Genomic DNA, 18,266 nt, shown 5'->3' with positions numbered 1-18,266 from the left:
TCGTCTCGGGGGACGACTTCTCACTGCCTGTCACGGCCCCACCCTAGGGCGCGACCACGGCCACCCCCCGCACCGACCCCGCAAAACAACCCATCAACCAACGAAAGTGACACACCCCACGCCCACCACCACCCCAACCGACCCCCGCCAGCACCCGCCACCCACCCCCGAAACCCACGACACACCCACGAAACCACTAACTAAAAGCAACAACACTGTTACTTTCTGCAAGCAAAGGCGGCTGACACCACCCACCCCTGGAGCACCCATGCCCACAACCCCAAACATCGACCTCGACCTCATCACCACCCTCTACACCACCCACCGCGACGACCTCGCCCGCGTCCGCGACCAACAACGCCTCCACCACGCCGACGCCGACCCCGCCATGACCCCCCAACTCGACGACCTCGAAGCCGAAATCACCTACCTCCTCCTACGCCACCACCGCCCCGCCAACGTCGTCGAAATCGGCACCTACTACGGCTGGTCCACCTCCTGGATTCTCTCCGCCCTCCGCGACAACGGCACCGGCCACCTCCACTCCTTCGACATCGTCGACCACGCCACCACCCACGTCCCACCCGAACTCTCCGACGACCGCTGGACCTTCACCAAAGGCGACGTCCGCGCCAAGATCACCCACATCCCCTCCAGCACCGACTACCTCTTCATCGACGCCGCCCACAACGGCTGGTTCGCCCGCTGGTACATCCACCACCTCCTGCCCACCCTGCCCGCCCACATCCCCGTCAGCGTCCACGACGTCTTCCACCAGCGCTACGCCCTCCCCTTCACCGAAGGCGCCGTCATCCTCAAATGGCTCGCCAACAACACCACCGACTACTTCACCGCCTCAGCCGCCCGCGCACCCCACCACCACCAAGCCCTCAACGACCTCAAAACCGAACTCGGCCTGGACACACCCGTCCGCGACTCCACCCACAACCCCATGATCTTCTTCCGCCTCCCCGAACGCCCCCGCCCCGGACAAGCCGTCCCCCGCCCACCCCGACCCCGCACCCACCACGACGACCCCACCCATGACCCCACCCACAGCTGAACACCACCCCACCCACACCACAAAAAAAAGGGGGCGGCAGGCCACACGGCCCACCGCCCCCTCACACACCAACACCTCAGCCCCCGTCAGCCTCCAACTCCACAGCCGACCCACCCTCCACACCAGCCCGCACCTCACGCACCCCCACCACATCAGCGGCATCGGACACCATCCGCGAGAAGATCACCGGCTGATCCAGACTCACCATGTGCCCCGCACGCGGAACATTCACCAAACGCCCCTCGACACACGCGTCGAAGAACGCCTTCTCATGAATCCGGAAATGATCCCGCGACCCGTTCACCAACCACACCGGCCCCCCATACGCCGACAACGCCGACAACGCGTCGATCGTCGCCAACTCATCGATCACCGCCGTCGCCGACTCCACCGCCAAACCACCGTCCACCACCGCGTCCGCAGCACCATCACGCAACGTCAACCGATGAAACCGCTCATTGACCGCCGCACCCTTGTCCGGCAACCGCTCCATCAACACCGCCGGGATCCGATACACCTGCGCCAACGACTGATCCGGCTGCGCCGTACAACTGGCCGCCACCAACCCAGCGACCCGCCCCGGCGCCACACCCGCCGCCGCGATCGACACCATCCCGCCCATACTCAACCCCACCAACAGGGCACGCCCACCCACCGAGTCGATGGCATCCAACAACGTGTCCACCGCCCGCCCCACCGAGAACTCCTCACCCCGACGGGACCCGTGCGCCGGAAGATCAGGAGCCACCACCGTCCGCCCCTGCTCCCGAAGGAACTCCACCTGCGGCCGCCACATACTCGACGACGAACGCAACCCGTGCGCCAACACGATCGGAACACCCATCACCACACCTACCTCCCGGCCCCATAGGACACCGTCACCGGAGCGTGATCCGACCAGCGCTCCTCACGGCTGGGATAACGCTCCACCCGCCCCGACAGTGCCCGACCCGCCAACCCCGGCGTCGCCACCTGATAGTCGATCCGCCACCCCGTGTCATTGTCAAAGGCCCGACCCCGATACGACCACCACGAGTACGGCCCCTCCTGACCCGGATACAACGACCGCACCACATCCACATACCCCGCCTCGTCGAACACCCGAGACAACCACGCACGCTCCTCCGGCAAGAACCCCGAGTTCTTCAGATTCCCCCGCCAGTTCCGCAGATCCGCCTCCGTGTGCGCGATGTTCCAGTCACCACACACCACCAGATCCCGACCCCGCTCCTCCACCCGAGCACGCCGCTCCACCAGATACGGCAGGAACGCCGCCATGAAACGCTCCTTCTCCTCCTGACGCGCCGTCCCCACCTCACCCGAGGGCAGATACAGACTCGCCACGCTCACCGCACCGAAATCCGCCTCCACATACCGACCCGACTCCGCGAACTCGGGCACACCGAACCCCACCCGCACCTCATCAGGCTCCACCCGCGAATACAGCGCCACCCCCGCACGCCCCTTCGCCAACGCCGGACACAACACCACATGCCACCCCGGGGGAGAGGCCACCCCCTCAGGAAGCTGCCCCGCCTCCGCACGCGTCTCCTGCAAACACACCACGTCCGCCTCCGTGGCCGACAACCACGACCCGAACCCCGGGTCCTTCCTCGCAGCCGCCCGCAACCCGTTGACGTTGACGCTGGACACAACAAAACTCGACTGATTCACGCCCCACAGAGTAGCCACAGCCCACCCCCACACCAGCCCCACACAACACCCTCACCCCACCCCACCCACCTCCTCCCCAGCCAACCGCCGCAACACCCCATACGTACGGTTCGACCCCGCCGCCTCACGCTGCGCCCGCGCCGTCACCTCGATATAGGCCTGCGACGACGTCACCGACGCATGCCCCAACAAGTGCATGATCTCCGTGACCGACGCACCGTCCTCCGCCAACCGCGTCGCGAACGTATGCCGCAACGCGTGCACCAACGTCCCCCGCGCCACCCGATCATTCACCCCCGCATGCCGATAACACTGCCTCACCAGGTACTGCAACCCACCCCGACGCAACCCCTCACCCCGGTTGTCCACCAACAACGGATCACCACCCCGCACCGCCACCCCGAACCGCACCCGCCGCGACTCCAGATACGCCTCCAACAACGCCTCCAACGGCACCTCGATCGGCAACACACGCTCACCACCCCCCTTGCCCACCACCCGAATCCGCCGCTCACCCGGCCGCCCACCCAACGACTCCACCCGCAACGACAACATCTCCGCCGACCGCATCCCCGTCAGCAACGCCAACGCCAACACCGCCAGATCCCGCTCCGGCCACGGATCTCGCGCACGCCGCGCCCCCCGCGCCAACGCCTCCAACAACCGCTCCGGAGTGTCCTCACCCATCAACGGCTTGGGACCCGAAGGACGCACCCGCGGCCGAGGCACCGCCGACATCGGATTCCCCGCCACCACCCCCTCCGACACCCAGAACGCGAAGAACCCGTTCCACGTCGACCACGCCCGCAACACACTCGACGCCGCCCGCTCCTCAGCGAACTCCGCGAACCCCTCCCGCAACACCCCCGCCTCCAACTCCACCAACCCCACCCCACCCGGCTCACACCCCAACGCCCGCCCCACACACCCCAACACACCCACCAAATCCCGCCGATACGCCGCCACCGTGTGCGGAGACGGCTTCGCCGCCCGCCGCGCCACCAAATACCGCTCGATCGCCCGCTCCACCGACACACCCTCACCACTCATGCCCCCAGCATTCCCGATCCCGGCCCACACCGCGCCTCCAACCCACCCCGACCCCCTCACCCCCACGGAGCGGCCAGGGCCGCAGCCGAAACCGTCGTCAGCGCCCCGCACCCCACCACCGCCATCGCCCGTACCTCCCTGATCCCCGGCGGCGACTCACCACCGCACTGCGCGGCGCCCGCGACTTCGGGAGACACCCAGTCAGCGACACCGCCAGGGGGAGGTCTTCCACGCCACCGTTGTGTACGTACGTCCACACGATCGGACGTGCGCACTCACACCGGGTGCGAGCGGCAACACCGGGGGAGTGGGGGCCCAGCGATCACATCTGACCTGCGAAGACTCGGGCATTGGGTTCTTGCGGCGGGCAGGCGGGGGCTCGGGGCGCGAGCCAGGGGAGTGGCGGAACGGATGTGTACGGGCGTCCAAGAAGTGTGCCCCCGCACCCAGGGGAACAGGTGTTCGACAGTGGATCGCCCCAGCAAGGAGGGCGACTCCCGCCGACGGGGGCGGGGAAGCCGACACCGAGCACTCTGCAAGTCATCTCGGTCATGTGTCGTCAAACAACCACAAAAGGATGCATAACACCGTTTATGCATGAAACATGGAGAGGTCGCGCCCCAGAAGGGGCCTCGGGTCAGACCCCGCCCGCCACGAACAACCGCAGGTCAGCGAGTGAACCACGGACACACCCGGCCATGCGGGGAACCTCCCGCCCGAACATGGCAGGAGCACACGGCGTTGGCACACGAAGGCCTCCAGGGGGCCACAACGACAGATCCGGGCGGATTCGCCCGAACGGCCACGACAACAGACCGTTGACCCGAGGGCTCGCCACTGACCGGGGATTCGCCCTCAGGGCCCTGAACAGGCCCGAGGCGCCGTTCGTCCACGTCCCGAAGAGCGACGTTGTCCACAGGCGTCGGCTCGGGGGTTGTCAGAGCGGGCCGCTGAGGAGCACGCTCGGATGCGGGGGCTCCACGCTCCGCCAGCGGACGCTCACAGCGCCCCCGCATCGACGCTAGCCCGAGAACGCCCGCGCCCACCACCACGCACCCAGCTCCCTGTGGACAACAACCCCACCAAGGGTGACGCGCACGGCGCCCACAGCGCGGTGCGCCCCGGTTCCTCCACGATCCCCACGACCAGGCCCTCAACGGCTCGCTGCCAGCGGGTCGCCCTGGGCGGCGGCCCCGGCGGCCAGCCAGGCCCCGGCGGCGCACCTGCGGGCCCCCAGAACCCACCCAAAGCGCGAAAACCCCTTCCCCACCGGCCTTCCCCTATCGCCGATAATGCACATTATGTCAAGTAGAGCGAGTGAAGGGCTCCCCGCCACCACCAACACCCCCGCGTCGCACCAAGAACCAGGAAAATCGCCCTCCCGCACCCGAGCCCCTCGTCACCGCATCCGAACCCACCAGCTCCGCCCCTTCCCAGAGAGTGAACCGGCCCACCCCACAACACACACCCGAACACGAAGCGTCCCGACCCACACACGCCACCGCACGCCGTCCCCAGACCCCCACGACCGCGGAACACACCCCGACCATCCCGCCCCACACACCCCCTCACCGCACTCGCGCCACCACCTCCTGCGCCTGCTCACCCCCAACACCCCGCACGGACCCCGCCAGCTCCACCATGTCCAACTCCGGCATCTCCATCGTCGGCGTCCCATCCTTCAACCTGGGCACACGCGGACTCAACAACACCACGACCCCCTCCTCAACCTCCACCCACGCCTGCAACGACCGAAACGCACCACCGGTGTTGTCATACACCGTCACCGCACCATGCCGCGCACACCACTCACCTCCCGCCTCCTCACCCGCACACTCCACCCAGCGCGGCAACCCCGACTCCCCCGGCCCCTCCTCCTCCCGCACGATCGTGCGCACCTCCAACGTCAACCCCTTCTCCCCCACCCCACGCGGCTCATAGGAGATCTCCACCGGAGACCGACCACCCCTCACCTCCATCGACACCGGCTCCCACCCCGGCGCCTCCAACACCCCGACCACCACTGCCAACCCCGCGACCTCCCGCGCCAACGCATCGTTCTCCCGCATCTCCTCAGCACGCCGTTGCCCCCACGACACCCCCAACGCCGCAGCACTCAACACCAACACCACCCCCACCGAGACCACCACCCGCAACACACCCGGCCGCATCACCCACACCGCCGCCGCACCCACCAGGGCCACGACCAGACACCACCCCGCCAACGCCACCGGGTCGGGGGCCACCGCCACCCCCCACCACAACCGCAGCGCCCCCACCACGGCACCAACACCCGCCGACGTCAGCACCACCAACGGCAACTCCCACGACCGCTCCACCGCACCATGGCGCCGCATCCACACACGAAACCCCCACCACGTCCCCCCGACCACCGCAAAACCCGCCAACGCCACCAACGCCACCGCACCGTCATCGGCACCCAGAGCGAACCCGCCCACCACCACCGACGCCGGCAGCAGCAACCCCCACAACGGCGCCAACAGCAGCACACAGCCCACACCCGTCCACGGCGGCGCCCCCTCCGACCCGGCACGCTCCGCCACGGCCAGACGGTTCCCGGATTCCTCAACGGGCTGGGACTCAAGAGCGGACTCGGGCTCAGTACTCAACGGCGCTCCTCACAGACACGGTCTCCGGTTCCGATGCCCCGCCCCGCCACCGAGTTCACCCCCCGCCCACGCTCCTACACTCGAACACGAGCCCCGACCCCCACGAGCAACGGCAGAACATGGACGACAGCCAGCACACCCCCGAACACGACCACAGCCAGCAGTACCTGGCCGCCCTGTCACTACGCCGCACACTGACCGCCGCCCACTCCCTCACCCAACGCACGCCCCACCCCCACCACCCCGAGCGCACCGACCCACGCCCCCAAGGGCTACCCCTCCCCCTCGTCACCCTGGGCCTGGCCGTCTCCCTCGCCACCACCGCCAGCACCCTGTGGGCCCTCACCCCCTGGCTGCCCTGGTGGGCCCTCATCCTCACCGCACCACTGGCCGCCGCCCCCGCCCTGATCACCGGCACCATCGCCCTGCTCCCCCTCATCGTCTCCACCACCCGCAGACGACAGGGCCACCCCACCGGCCGCGACTGGATCACCCCCACCACCCTGACCCTCCTCGCCTGCGCCTTCCCCCTCCTGTCCCCACTGCCGACCTGGGCCAACGCCCTCACCCTGTGGACACTGCTGCTCACCGCCACACTCCTGAGCACCTACCGGGCCCTGCCCGCCCTGGGCCGCGACATCGACCTCGACCACGCCCGCGCCACCTGGGACACCCACCCCGACTGAACCACCACCCGTCACACCCACCACACCTCCAGCAACACCACAAAAAAAGGGGGCCCACCACCCGGCAGACCCCCACACACGCACCCGCTCACGGCAGACGCAACCACCCCGTACACACCCGCAACCCCGCACCCGATTCCAACCGCTCCACCGCCGCACGCTCCAACCGCGTCCGCCGCGGCGCCGCCCCCACATCCACCCGCGGCATCCCGAACACGAACCGGAACACATCCCCCTCACCCGGCGAACCCCCACCCACCAACGTGAACCGCCGCTGGAACCGCACGATGTTCGACCCCTCCCCCAACACCTCACCCCACCACGGGTCCAACAACCACGACGTACACGTCGCCACCACCGGATCGATCCCCAACTGCTCCCGAGCGAACGGCCCCGCCAACGCCAACGCCTCATCCACCGACGCCGGGTCCAACCCACCCGACGGAATGTGCAACCTCAACACCGGATCTCCCGGAGCCAACCCCTCACCCCAACCAGCCGCCTCCTCGGCCGAATACCAGCTCACCACCCCCTGGTCCCCCAACACCGCGGGCTCCAACTGCAAACCCCCCACCCAGAACAACCGCCCGCGGAACTGCGCCGCCACCCACGCCGCCGTCTCCACACTCAACCGACCGAACAACCACCGCGACCGCGCCACCTGCACACCCACGTCAGCCAACGACGCCACCGTCACCGAACGGTCCACACCCCGCTCCGCACCCCGCCGCAACTGCTCCGGCACCATCGCCACGAACGCCCACAACGCCGCCACCCGCACCCGCGCGTCCTCAGCCCCCACCAACGTCGGCCACGGCCGCCACACCCCCACCGGCAGATCCGCGTCAGCCCACAACCGCCGGTACATACACCCCACCAGGTGCCACAACTCCTCCGGCCACACACCCCCCGGCCCCTCCGACCCCGGCCACAACCCCTCCACCTCCACACGGTCGTCCTCCGCAAGGACGAACATGTCCAACACCCCACCCGCCTCCGCCAACGAAGGCACCCTCAACCCCACCCCCGGTTCCGGCAACCCCTCACACGCCGCCAACCACTCACGCACACCCTCGTCGAGCCCGAACCGATCCACCACACGCGCACTGTCCATGCGCACATCCTGACGCCCCACCCCACCCCAAGGGAAGAACAACACCACCCCCAAACACCGCAAAACACCCCCACCACCCACCCGCACAACCCACCCGATGAGACCAGACCCACACCACCACACCCAGGGGGCATAGAGTTGTGACCACCCACCAAGCACCACACCCACCAAAGACGAGGAACACCACCGATGTCCGACCCAGCGCAACTCCTGCGCGACTGGATCGCCACCTACGACACCCCCACCACGTCGGTGGCCCACCTCCTCTGCGACCGCCACGACCCCCACACCACCGCCACCACCGAAATCGGCCCCACCCTCGAACCCACCACCCTCACCTACGGCCAACTCCGAGAACGCTCCCAAACCCTCGCCACCGGCCTCACCCACCTCGGCATCCAACCCGGCGACCGCATCGCCACCCTCATCCCCAAGGGCATCGACCTCACCATCACCGCCCTCGCCACCTGGCGCATCGGCGCCGTCCTCGTCCCCCTCCTCTCCTCCTTCGCCCCCTCCGCCATCACCCAACGCCTCACCGACTCCCACACCCGCCTCGTCATCTGCGCCGACGAATACCGCACCAAACTCGACCCCACCCCCCACACACCCACCCACCCCACCTGGACCATCGCCACCACCGGAACCCAACCCCTCCGCAACGGCGACCACACCCTCACCACCCTCAGCGACCACCCCCCACACACCACCCCCCACACCACCACCGGCAACGGCGACATCGCCACCGTCTACGTCTCCAACCTCATCGGCCCACCACGCGGCGTCCGCGTCCCCGCCCGCGCCCTCTCGGCCATGCACGCCTACCACCACCACGGCCTCGGCGTCCATGACGACGACGTCTACTGGAACACCGCCGACCCCGGCTCCGCCTACGGCCTCTACCACGGCCTCATCTCCCCCCTCCTCGCCGGACACAACTCCCTCGCCCTCCGCGCCGGCTTCTTCGACCCCGAACTCACCCTCGACGTCCTCGGCCTCTACCAGGTCACCAACTTCGCCTCCGACCCCACCACCTACCGCACCCTCCGCGCCGCCACCAAAACCCTCCCCCCCGAGATCGTCGTCCAACGCCTCGCCAGCGCCGGAGAACCCCTCTCCCCCGACGTCATCGACTGGGCCACCGACCTCTTCGGCGTCCCCATCCGCGACCACTACGGCCAAACCGAACTCGGCTGGTGCGCCGGACTCCCCAACGGCGACCACCCCACCCCCGCCACCACCACACCCCCCGGAGCCATCGGCCCCGCCCTCCCCGGCTGGAACATCCAAGTCCTCGAAGCCCTCACCGACGAACCCGCACCCCTGGGCGCCTACGGCCGCATCGCCATCGACCGCGCCCACAGCCCCCTCGACTGGTTCCACGGCTACCTCGGCTACGAGAACACCATCGACATCCGCCACACACCAGACGGCGCCTACCACCTCACCGGCGACACCGGCATCATGGACCGCCAAGGCAACCTGCACTTCTCCACCCGCGACAACGGCGCCATCATCACCCGCAGCTACCGCATCGGCCCCACCGAAGTCGAAGCCGTCCTCAACACCCACCCCGCCGTCGAAGAGAGCGGCGTCTACGCCATCCCCGACGACCTCGCCGGACACCTCGTCGGCGCCCGCGTCGTCCTCACCCAGGGACACACCGGCACACCAGAACTCGCCGAAGAACTCCGCGCATGGGTCCGCACCCGCTTCGCCCCCCACGCCGCACCCCACACCATCGACTTCACCGACGAACTCCCCCGCACCGCCTCCGGAAAGATGCGCCGCGCCCGCCTACGATGACCCCGCTCACCTGGGCCGACTGCGACCCCCAACGCCACCCCGCCCCCACCACACCCGACGAACTCCACGACCTGGAGCACACCCTCACCCGACTCATCACCACCCACCACGGCACCCCCGCCTTCCACCACACCATCACCCACCACCTCACCCACCACTACGGCCCCTGGGCCCGAACCTGGTCCACCCACCACACCCCCACCCCCGACACCTGGTGCTGCACACCCCACTCCGTCGACCCCGAACACCCCCGCACCACCGCGACCCTCATCACCGACAACCTCCGACGCCAACGCGCCTGGTACGAACACCTCGCCACCGTCTTCACCGAACTCACCCCACCCCCACACCAGACCGCCGCCCAACACACCCGCCACCTCCACCAGGCCACCACCCGCCTCATCAACCTCGCCGTCACCCACACCGACGCCATGGACGCCTGGTACCTCGAACTCCACCACCTCCTCGCCCTCTACCTCACCCACCAGGGACACACCCACCCCGACCTCCACGAACAGATCGAGACCCTCCTCGAGGACCGCTTCGACAGCTGGACCGGCCCCGACCCCACCACGACCACCACCGTCGCCACCGACATCGCCCACGCCTTCACACCACGATGACCAGCGACGCGCTCACCACCTGGCTCCACACCCGCCACCACACCGACTGGACCCACACCCTCACCACACCCCCCACCGCCCCCTTCACCCCCACACGCGACGGCTTCACCCACTGGTGCCACACCACCGTCCACCCCCGCGACCCACAACGCGCCCGACGCCTCCTGGCCGCCCACCATCTGACCACCCGCGACGCCCGACGCGGAGCCCCCCTCACCCCCCGCCTCACCGCCCACTGGCAACAGCGCGTCCTGGGCACACCCGACCCACCCCCGCTCCGCACCCACCCCGCACACGCCAAGAACGGCGCCGAACGCTACGGCCTGCGCCCGAACACGTGGACCACCTACGCCCGCGCGCTCGCCCAGAGCCGACAGCCCCACGTCCCCCTCCCGGCCCGCGCGGCACGCGCCTACCTCGACGTGGCCTTCTTCCACCCCTTCGAGGACGGCAACGCCCGCGCCGCCCTGCTCACCCTCGTCTTCGTCCTGGCACGCGAGGGCAGGGGGCTCGACCAGGTCGGTCCCCTGCAACTCCCCCGCCACGCCGACGACCCCGCGGGCGCACAGGACCTGATCCGGCTCGTCGACACGCTCGTGCGGTGCGCGGCCCTGCGGGCCCGCTCGTGAACGGTCGGGCGGCGCCCGTACCGTTGCCCAGGGGCGGACCGCGGCGGTGGGGCCGCGACCTCGTGGCGGTGTCGGCCTCGCGGGCCCGTGGGCGAGTCAGTCCGCCAGTTGGGCCGTGTCGCGCACCAGGTCGTCGAGCCGGGCCGCCAGGGCCATGTCCCGCTCGGTGAGGCCGCCCTCGTCGTGGGTGCTCAACGCCAACCGCACGGTGGCGTACCGGATGTCGATGTCGGGATGGTGCCCCGCCTGTTCGGCGGCCTGTGCCACCTCGTTCACCAGGGACACCGCCTCCAGGAAGCCGACCAGTCGCACCGTGCGGTGGATGAGGCCGCCCTCGGCGTCCCACTCCCAGTCCTCCAGGTGTTCGAGCCCGTCACGGATCTCGTCGTCGTTCAGGCGCGCCATGGATTCCCCCTCGTTCGTCGGACGCTCCGTGGTGGTCCCCTACCCGGTGCGGGGTGAAGCGCATCCATCCGTGTCGTAGTGGAACCCTGACGGAGGGTGCCGGTTTCGGTGCCAATCCGGGATTGGCCGGAACCGGCCGCCCCAGCGGGGTCATGATGTCCGCTTCGAACGGAGCCCGTCGGTGGTCGGTGCGGCGTGAGCCGCTCCATTGTGTGATGAGGTCGTTTCTTGAAAGGACGCCGCACCTTTACGACGTAGATTCATAAAGCTTCTCTCTCGGTACTCCGTGAGACACCCCCGATCCCCACCGTGACATCCGCATCCGGCCACCCCCGAAACCTTGCAAATCCCCCTCCAGAGCGGTTCACTCTGGGAAACCACGCCCCCGCTCCCCCACCCGCGCCCCCACCGGCCAAGCGCGCCCCTCCCCCCGGAAGCGAGCCCATGCCCCACCAGAAGCGCTCCTCGCTTCGTGCCCGCATGATCAGCCTGGTGCTCCTGCCCAGCACCGCCCTCCTGGTCCTGTGGGCGGTGCTGAGTACCGTCCTGGCCACCGACATCCGCGACCTGAACGCCACCACGGCCTTCATCGACGAGGTCGGCGAACCCGTCGTGGACGTCATCACCCACCTCCAGCGGGAGCGGCGCACCACCATGGCCGCCAGCCACCGGCCCACCCGTGGCGCCCTCGAACGCCTCGACAGCGCCCGCACCGCCACCGACGGCGCCGTCCTCACCCTCGAGCGAGCGCTGGCCCCCTACGACCGGGACGACCTCTCCGCCGAGGTCCACGCCCTCCGGAGCCAGCTGAACATGCTGCCCCGCCACCGCACCGAGGAGGTCGACGGCCTCTCCCCCGACGACGACGCCCTGGAGGCGGCGGCCGAGCCCTACGACCGCATGATCGAGTCGGGGCTGGAGATCTGGGACGCCCAGGTGGACCGCACCGACGTCGCCCTCTCCCCCCGCCTGCGCTCCCTCGCCTCCCTGCTGCGCTCCCGGGAGTACCTCAGCCAGCAGGACGCCGTCCTGGCCCACTCCATGGCCACCAACACCTTCACCGCCGGGGCCCACACCCGGTTCGCCTCCGCCGCGGGCGCGCAGCGCCACACCTGGGCCCGGGTGGAACCCGCCAGCGGCGCCCAGGGTGGCCAGGACCACCACGAACTCAGCGGGTCCACCCAGCAGAGGTCGGTGTACCGCCTCCAGGAGATGGTCATCGGCAACCCCGGCGGCCCCGGAGCCCGCATCCCCGTCAACGCCCGCAGCTGGAGCGAGGCCACCGGTGCCCTGGACGAACGCCTGCGCGCCATGGAGCGCGCCCGTATGGCACAGATCGTCGACCTGGGCCACACCCACTCACGCGACCTGCTCCTGAGCGTGCTCCTGGTCAGCGTCGTCGCCCTGGTGGTCGCCCTGGCGTCGGTGGCGGTGGCGGTGACCGGCTCCCAGAAGCTGGGTCGGCGCCTCCAGGACCTGCGCACGCACACCCTGCACCACGCCCGGTTCCGGCTGCCCCAGCTGACCGCGCGGCTGCGCGCGGGCGAGAGTGTGGACGTGGACGCCGAGGCTCCCCCGCCCACGGGTTCCCCCCGGGACGAGCTGGGGCAGGTGGCGGAGGCGTTCGACGACGCCCAGAGGGCCGCGGTGGTGGCCGCCGTGGAGGAGGCCCAGGTGCGGGCGGGGGTGCGCAACGTGTTCCGCAACATCACGCGGCGCACGCAGTCGCTGGTGCACCGGCAGTTGTCGCTGCTGGACCGGCTGGAACGGACCGAGACCGATCCTCAGGTGTTGGAGTCGCTGTTTCGGATCGACCACTTCAGCACGCAGATGCGGCGCAACGCGGAGAACCTGATGCTGCTCAGCGGCGACCGTCCCTCGCGGGTCGGGGGCGCGTGCGTGGGATTGCACGAGGCGGTACGGGCGGCGGCCAGCGAGATCGAGGACTACGCCCGGGTGCGGGTCCTGGCCCTGCCGCAGGTGACGTTGCCCGCCGAGGCCGGTTCCGACCTGGTGCGGCTGTTGGCGGAGCTGGTGGAGAACGCGGCGTCGTTCTCGCCGCCGGGGACGGAGGTGACCGTGCGCGGTCGCACGCTGGAGGGCGGTGGCTGCCTGGTCGAGGTCGAGGACGAGGGTCTGGGGATGACCTCCGACCAGGTGGAGTGGGCCAACGCGTTGCTGTCCGAACCGCCGGGGTTCGACCTGGCGCGTATGCGTGAGGACTCCCAGCTGGGGTTGTTCGTGGTGGGCACGATCGCGGAACGGCACGGGTTCGGGGTGGAGCTGAGGGCCAGTCCCTACCGGGGGACGCGGGCCCTGGTGCGCGTCCCGGAGGGGCTGGTGGAACGCAGGGGCGTGACCGGGCCGCTACGCCGTGAGGACCTGTTGGGTCCCAAGGCGGCGGCCGGGAGGGGCCCTGTGGAGGGTGCCGCCCCCGTGACGGCGGTGGCCCGGGGAGTGGACACGGGTGGCGTCCCCGGGGGTGCTGGTGATGGGCCTGGGACGCAGCGGGTGGAGGCCCTGCCTGGCGGACCGTCGGCCTCTTCGGCGTCGGGTCGGACCTACATGGGGTTGCCGGTACGTCGTCGCCGGGGGTCGGACGCTGCCCCGGAGCCGGGTGTGGCCGGGGCCGGTGCGCCCGCGGGTGAGGGGGCCGGGGAGCCCACCGGCGGGCAGCGTTCCCTGTCGGAGATCAGGTCCATGATGAGCGCCTTCCAGGCCGGTACCGTGCGCGGTCGCGCGGACGCCGCCGGTTCCGGGGAGGTTGGGGGCGCGCCCGATCGGGCGGCGCGTCCGGGTGAGAGCACGAAAGGGTGATGTCGGTGTCCGCTGGTACGACGGCTGAGGAGCGCGGCGGTGTGGATGGGGAGTCCGCCGGACAGCGTCTGGACTGGTTGATGGGTGACCTGGTGGAGCGGGTGGCGGGGGCGCGTCAGGCGTTGCTGTCGTCGGCGGACGGGTTGCTCCTGTCGGGTTCGGCGGGTGTGGGGCGCGAGGAGGGTGAGAGGCTGGCGGCCATCGCGTCGGGGTTCGCGAGTCTGGCCCGGGGCGCGCGGGCGCAGGTGGGCGCGGCGGAGGTGCGCCAGTGCGTGGTGGAGATGGACAACGTGTTCTTCTTCGTGTTGCCCGCCGGGCGGGGTGCGCAGTTGGCCTTGGTGGCCGACTCCACGTGCGACATGGGGCAGGCCGCCTTCGAGGTGCACCGCCTGGTGCGCCAGGTCGGCCCCTACCTGTCGGCTCTGCCACGGAGGCGGGGAGGGCGGGGATGAGGCCGGAGCCTGCGGAGGAGGGGTGGTCGGCGGAGTCGAGTCTGATTCGCCCGTACTCGTTGACGGGGGGTCGTACGCGTCCGTCTCGGACGGACTTCTCGATGACTTCGCAGGTGGTGGCGGTGTCTGCGCAGGAGCGGTGGGAGGTGGACCCGGAGTTGGAGCTGATCCTGGCGGTGTGCGCGCGCCCGGTGTCGGTGGCGGAGGTGGCCGCGCGGTCGGGGTTCGCGTTGGGGGTGTTGCGGGTGCTGTTGGCCGACCTGTTGGATCAGGGTCTGGTGGTGGTACACACCTCCGACTGGGAGAGGCAGAGGCCTGACGCGCGCACGTTGCGGTCCGTTCTGGACCGTATCCGGGAGTTGTGAGGTGTTGATGGAGGGCTCGGAGGCCCAGGGTGGTCCCGTTCCGGACACGTTGAAGATCGTGGTCGCGGGTGGTTTCGGGGCGGGCAAGACGACGCTGGTCTCGGCGTTGAGTGAGGTGGAGTCGTTGCACACGGAGGAGGTGATGACCTCCGAGAGCGTGGGCGTGGACGATCTGGACGGTGTGGAGGGCAAGACCACGACGACGGTGGCGCTGGACTTCGGTCGGATCACGCTGGACGAGTCGACGGTGGTGTACCTGTTCGGTACTCCGGGGCAGCGGCGGTTCTCGTTCATGTGGGAGGAGCTGGCGCAGGGCGCGTTGGGAGCGGTGGTGCTGGCGGACACGCGCCGGTTGGCGGACTCCTTCGACGCGATCGACTTCTTCGAGTCGCGCGGGGTGCCGTTCGTGGTGGCGGTGAACTGTTTCGACGGTCAGCGCACGCACCGTGCGGAGGACGTGCGGGTGGCGTTGGACGTGGCGGAGGGGGTTCCGGTGTTGTTGTGCGATGCCCGTGATCGTGAGTCGGTCAAGGAGGTCGTGGTGGAGTTGGTGTCGTTGGTGTTGCGTCTGGAGTTGTCGGGGGCCTAGCCGGGGTGGACGGGTGCGGGCCGAAAGCCCGTCGGGTTCCAGTGAAACCTTCCACGCCCTGGTTGAGGGTTTTGGAGTTGCACCCCCGGGGATGGAACCAAGAAGCCTCTATTGCCTGGAATGTCCGTTCAGGGGGTTCAGGAGGCGCCGGAGTGCCTCCAGGTGGGCGGCGACCGGCCCCAGCGTGAGCCACCCCGTCTGGGCCCCGGCGTCCTCCGCCTCGGCCGGTGCGAGCCCGACCAGCGCCCGGCGCGCAGCGCCGTGGTCGTCCAGGGCCACGGCGGCACGCGCCACCAGCGCCCACCGGGCCTCCAGGAGCAGGTCGCGGGGCGGCTCCGGAACGCGTGCCAGCGCCCGGGCCGCCTCGTCCGGCCGCCCCCGGGCGAGCAGCACGTGCGGCCGGGCCCAGGGCTCGTGCGGACCGTGGTCCGCGGGTTCCGTGGGCGCGGGCAACCCGCGCCGCAGTCGCAGACACAGCAGGGCCAAGGGCTCCAACCCCCGCGTGAGCCCGGGCATACCCGACCCCTCCGCGCGCCCGATCGCGTCGCGCAGAGCGGCCCGGGCGGTGTCGAAGGGGACGCGGTCGTCGGCGGCCGCCCGCAGGGCCCGGTAGCCGTCGACGAAGACCGAGGTCAGCGGGCTCTCGAACCGCTCCCCCAGCTGACGCGCGGCCTCCGCGTGGTGGTCGGCCCCCGCCAGGTCCGCCAGCGCCGCCCTGGACTGCACCCGGACCAGGTGGCCCAGGATACGGAAGGTGGCCAGGTCGTGCCGGGAGGCCAGGGCGATGAGCTCCTCTCCGAGGGCGTCGCGTTCGGGCGCCAGCCCACTGCGCTGGAAGGTCTGCATGTAGCGGGCGTTGAGGGCGAAGGCCAGCAGGGTGGGGTCGCCGAGGCCGCGTGCGAGCCGCTCGGCCTCGGCGGCGGCCTCGGGGCCGCGCGGCCCCCGGGTGCCGCGCGACTCCATCGCGACCGTGGCCGACAGCCGGGCACGGGCGCCCTCGTGGCCGGAGACGGGCAGCGCGGCCAGGGTGCGCTCGGCCGCCGCCACCACCCGAGCCGACCGCTCGGGGTCATCCACCCGGGTCCAGTTGGCGGGAACGTCGTAGGCGCCGATCACGCGGGCGGTCAGGACCGGGTCGCCCAGCTCCTCGGCCGCCTCCACCGCGGCCAGGCGTTGCGCCCGGGAGGCCTGGAGACCCTCGGGACCGGTGACGGCGAGGTCGCGCAGGAGGCCGACGGTGGAGGCGAGCCGCAGCCGCGCGCCGGGAGCGACGGAGCGACGGTAGGTGTCGGCGGCGCGGTTCCACAGCTCGTCGCCGGGAGCCGGTGAGGCCGAGTCGCGGCGCACCTCGTCTGTGGGAGCGGCGTCCCCGCGCGGTCCGCGCTCCCCCGCGTGGTCGGGGTCCACGGGGCGGACCCACCGCCGCGCGCCGAAGGGGCGGGGGTCGGCGTCCCAGGGCAGCACGGTCCGACGCACCTCGTCGGCGTCCAGGTGGTCGGCCTGGCGCAGGACGTCGTGTTCGAGCTGGCGCAGCGCGGGCCCCGGGTCCGCGCCCAACTGCTCGACGAACAGGGCCCGGGCCCTCCTGAGCACCGCCAGGGCGTCCCCCTGGCGTCCGGTCCGGTACAGGGCCAGCGCCAGCAGCCGCCAGGCCTCCTCACGCCAGGGGTGCTCGGTCACGTGGGCGTCCAGGTCGGGGATGGCCTGGTCCGCCCGCCCCAGGTCCAACCGGGCGCGGGCCAGCTGTTCCAGTGCGCCCAGGCGCAGTTCCGCCAGGCGGGCGCGCTCGGCACGGGCCCAGGCCGCCTCCGGGAAGTCGGCGTAGGCGGGGCCGCGCCAGGGCGCCAGAGCGCTGTGGAGGCCGGGCAGGGCCCGCTCGGGCGGCAGGTCGGCCGCTCGGCGCAGGGCCCGTTCGAACTCCCAGGAGTCGACGGTGTCGGGGGCGGCCTCCAGGGCGTAACCGGGCCCACGGGTGGTGAGCAGCGCCGCCGGGGCGCGCGGCGGCCGGTCCGGTTCCAGGGTGCGGCGCAGCGCGGCGACGAAGGTGCGGACGGCACCGGTGGCCCCGCCGGGCGGGGAGCCGTCCCACAGGTCGTCGACGAGCAGGTCGACGGGGACCACCCGCCGACGGGCGACGATCAGGCGGGCCAGGACGGCGCGGTGGCGGGGTCCGCGCAGGGCGAGCTCGGTCCCGGCCCCGTCCCACGCGGTGACCGGCCCCAGTACTCCGAAACGGACCCGCAACGGCGGCCCCCTCCCCCCTGTCGGACGCGTTCTTCGTGGTCAACGTACCTCCTGGTCCCCGGTGGGCCGACTCGTCCTGCCGCGCGCCCCGGCCCGCGCGGGCGTCACGCCCCCGGGAC

Annotated in this window: 16 protein-coding genes; 9 read left to right on the top strand and 7 right to left on the bottom strand. The window is 70.7% G+C overall.

Annotated features, from left to right (window positions below; translation table 11 throughout):
• Positions 1-268: 268 nt before the first annotated feature.
• Complete coding sequence (locus ACFYL4_RS21200) at positions 269-1,063, top strand: class I SAM-dependent methyltransferase (protein WP_387520220.1); 795 nt, start codon at positions 269-271, stop codon at positions 1,061-1,063.
• 76 nt (positions 1,064-1,139) lie between these two features.
• Here ACFYL4_RS21200 and ACFYL4_RS21195 read toward each other — a convergent pair whose 3' ends face one another.
• From ACFYL4_RS21195 to ACFYL4_RS21180, 4 genes are all read right to left on the bottom strand, one after another.
• Entirely contained in the window at positions 1,140-1,907 is a 768-nt protein-coding gene (locus tag ACFYL4_RS21195) for an alpha/beta fold hydrolase (RefSeq protein ID WP_387520218.1), read from the bottom strand.
• An 8-nt stretch (positions 1,908-1,915) separates the two neighbouring features.
• Entirely contained in the window at positions 1,916-2,737 is an 822-nt protein-coding gene (locus ACFYL4_RS21190; protein ID WP_387520215.1) for an exodeoxyribonuclease III, read from the bottom strand.
• Positions 2,738-2,788: 51 nt separating this feature from the next.
• Positions 2,789-3,787 (bottom strand): tyrosine-type recombinase/integrase, encoded by a 999-nt coding sequence (locus tag ACFYL4_RS21185; RefSeq protein WP_387520212.1) that lies wholly within the window; start codon positions 3,785-3,787, stop codon positions 2,789-2,791.
• 1,568 nt (positions 3,788-5,355) lie between these two features.
• Positions 5,356-6,297, bottom strand: coding sequence for a hypothetical protein (locus tag ACFYL4_RS21180; protein ID WP_387520210.1), 942 nt, complete (start codon positions 6,295-6,297; stop codon positions 5,356-5,358).
• Positions 6,298-6,536: 239 nt separating this feature from the next.
• On the opposite strand from ACFYL4_RS21180, the gene ACFYL4_RS21175 reads away from it, so the two are divergent.
• Positions 6,537-7,103 (top strand): hypothetical protein, encoded by a 567-nt coding sequence (locus ACFYL4_RS21175; RefSeq protein ID WP_387520208.1) that lies wholly within the window; start codon positions 6,537-6,539, stop codon positions 7,101-7,103.
• Between the two features lie 88 nt (positions 7,104-7,191).
• On the opposite strand, the gene ACFYL4_RS21170 is transcribed toward ACFYL4_RS21175, so the two are convergent.
• Complete coding sequence (locus ACFYL4_RS21170) at positions 7,192-8,217, bottom strand: acyltransferase domain-containing protein (protein ID WP_357768023.1); 1,026 nt, start codon at positions 8,215-8,217, stop codon at positions 7,192-7,194.
• Positions 8,218-8,406: 189 nt separating this feature from the next.
• On the opposite strand from ACFYL4_RS21170, the gene ACFYL4_RS21165 reads away from it, so the two are divergent.
• The 3 genes from ACFYL4_RS21165 to ACFYL4_RS21155 are packed head-to-tail and all read left to right on the top strand — an operon-like array spanning position 8,407 to position 11,275.
• Positions 8,407-10,023, top strand: coding sequence for an AMP-binding protein (locus ACFYL4_RS21165; protein ID WP_387520205.1), 1,617 nt, complete (start codon positions 8,407-8,409; stop codon positions 10,021-10,023).
• Entirely contained in the window at positions 10,020-10,646 is a 627-nt protein-coding gene (locus ACFYL4_RS21160) for a hypothetical protein (protein WP_357767994.1), read from the top strand. The genes ACFYL4_RS21165 and ACFYL4_RS21160 overlap by 4 nt, the downstream gene beginning before the upstream one ends.
• The gene (locus tag ACFYL4_RS21155; RefSeq protein WP_387520201.1) at positions 10,643-11,275 is read left to right on the top strand and encodes a Fic family protein; all 633 of its coding nucleotides are present in this window, start codon (positions 10,643-10,645) and stop codon (positions 11,273-11,275) included. The genes ACFYL4_RS21160 and ACFYL4_RS21155 overlap by 4 nt, the downstream gene beginning before the upstream one ends.
• A gap of 96 nt (positions 11,276-11,371) precedes the next feature.
• Here ACFYL4_RS21155 and ACFYL4_RS21150 read toward each other — a convergent pair whose 3' ends face one another.
• A complete protein-coding gene (locus ACFYL4_RS21150; protein WP_357767989.1) occupies positions 11,372-11,680 on the bottom strand; it encodes a 4a-hydroxytetrahydrobiopterin dehydratase in 309 nt (102 codons plus the stop codon).
• A 444-nt stretch (positions 11,681-12,124) separates the two neighbouring features.
• Here ACFYL4_RS21150 and ACFYL4_RS21145 point away from each other — a divergent pair, with 444 nt between their 5' ends.
• From ACFYL4_RS21145 to ACFYL4_RS21130, 4 genes are read left to right on the top strand one after another with little or no spacing between them, the layout of a single operon-like run.
• Complete coding sequence (locus ACFYL4_RS21145) at positions 12,125-14,497, top strand: nitrate- and nitrite sensing domain-containing protein (protein WP_387520198.1); 2,373 nt, start codon at positions 12,125-12,127, stop codon at positions 14,495-14,497.
• On the top strand, positions 14,497-14,949 hold the full coding sequence (locus ACFYL4_RS21140; RefSeq protein ID WP_387520195.1) for a roadblock/LC7 domain-containing protein: 453 nt from the start codon (positions 14,497-14,499) through the stop codon (positions 14,947-14,949). Before ACFYL4_RS21145 ends, ACFYL4_RS21140 begins: the two co-directional genes overlap by 1 nt.
• Positions 14,946-15,314 (top strand): DUF742 domain-containing protein, encoded by a 369-nt coding sequence (locus ACFYL4_RS21135; protein WP_387520193.1) that lies wholly within the window; start codon positions 14,946-14,948, stop codon positions 15,312-15,314. The genes ACFYL4_RS21140 and ACFYL4_RS21135 overlap by 4 nt, the downstream gene beginning before the upstream one ends.
• Before the next feature lie 7 nt (positions 15,315-15,321).
• Positions 15,322-15,903, top strand: coding sequence for an ATP/GTP-binding protein (locus ACFYL4_RS21130; RefSeq protein WP_387520191.1), 582 nt, complete (start codon positions 15,322-15,324; stop codon positions 15,901-15,903).
• Between the two features lie 108 nt (positions 15,904-16,011).
• Here ACFYL4_RS21130 and ACFYL4_RS21125 read toward each other — a convergent pair whose 3' ends face one another.
• Complete coding sequence (locus ACFYL4_RS21125; RefSeq protein ID WP_387520188.1) at positions 16,012-18,147, bottom strand: BTAD domain-containing putative transcriptional regulator; 2,136 nt, start codon at positions 18,145-18,147, stop codon at positions 16,012-16,014.
• Between the last annotated feature and the right edge of the window lie 119 nt (positions 18,148-18,266).

The organism is Nocardiopsis sp. NPDC006938, from assembly GCF_042869555.1.
Classification (GTDB): Bacteria; Actinomycetota; Actinomycetes; order Streptosporangiales; family Streptosporangiaceae; genus Nocardiopsis.
The sequence above is the reverse complement of the archived record's forward strand: the minus strand, read 5'-3'. Positions and strand labels throughout refer to the sequence as shown.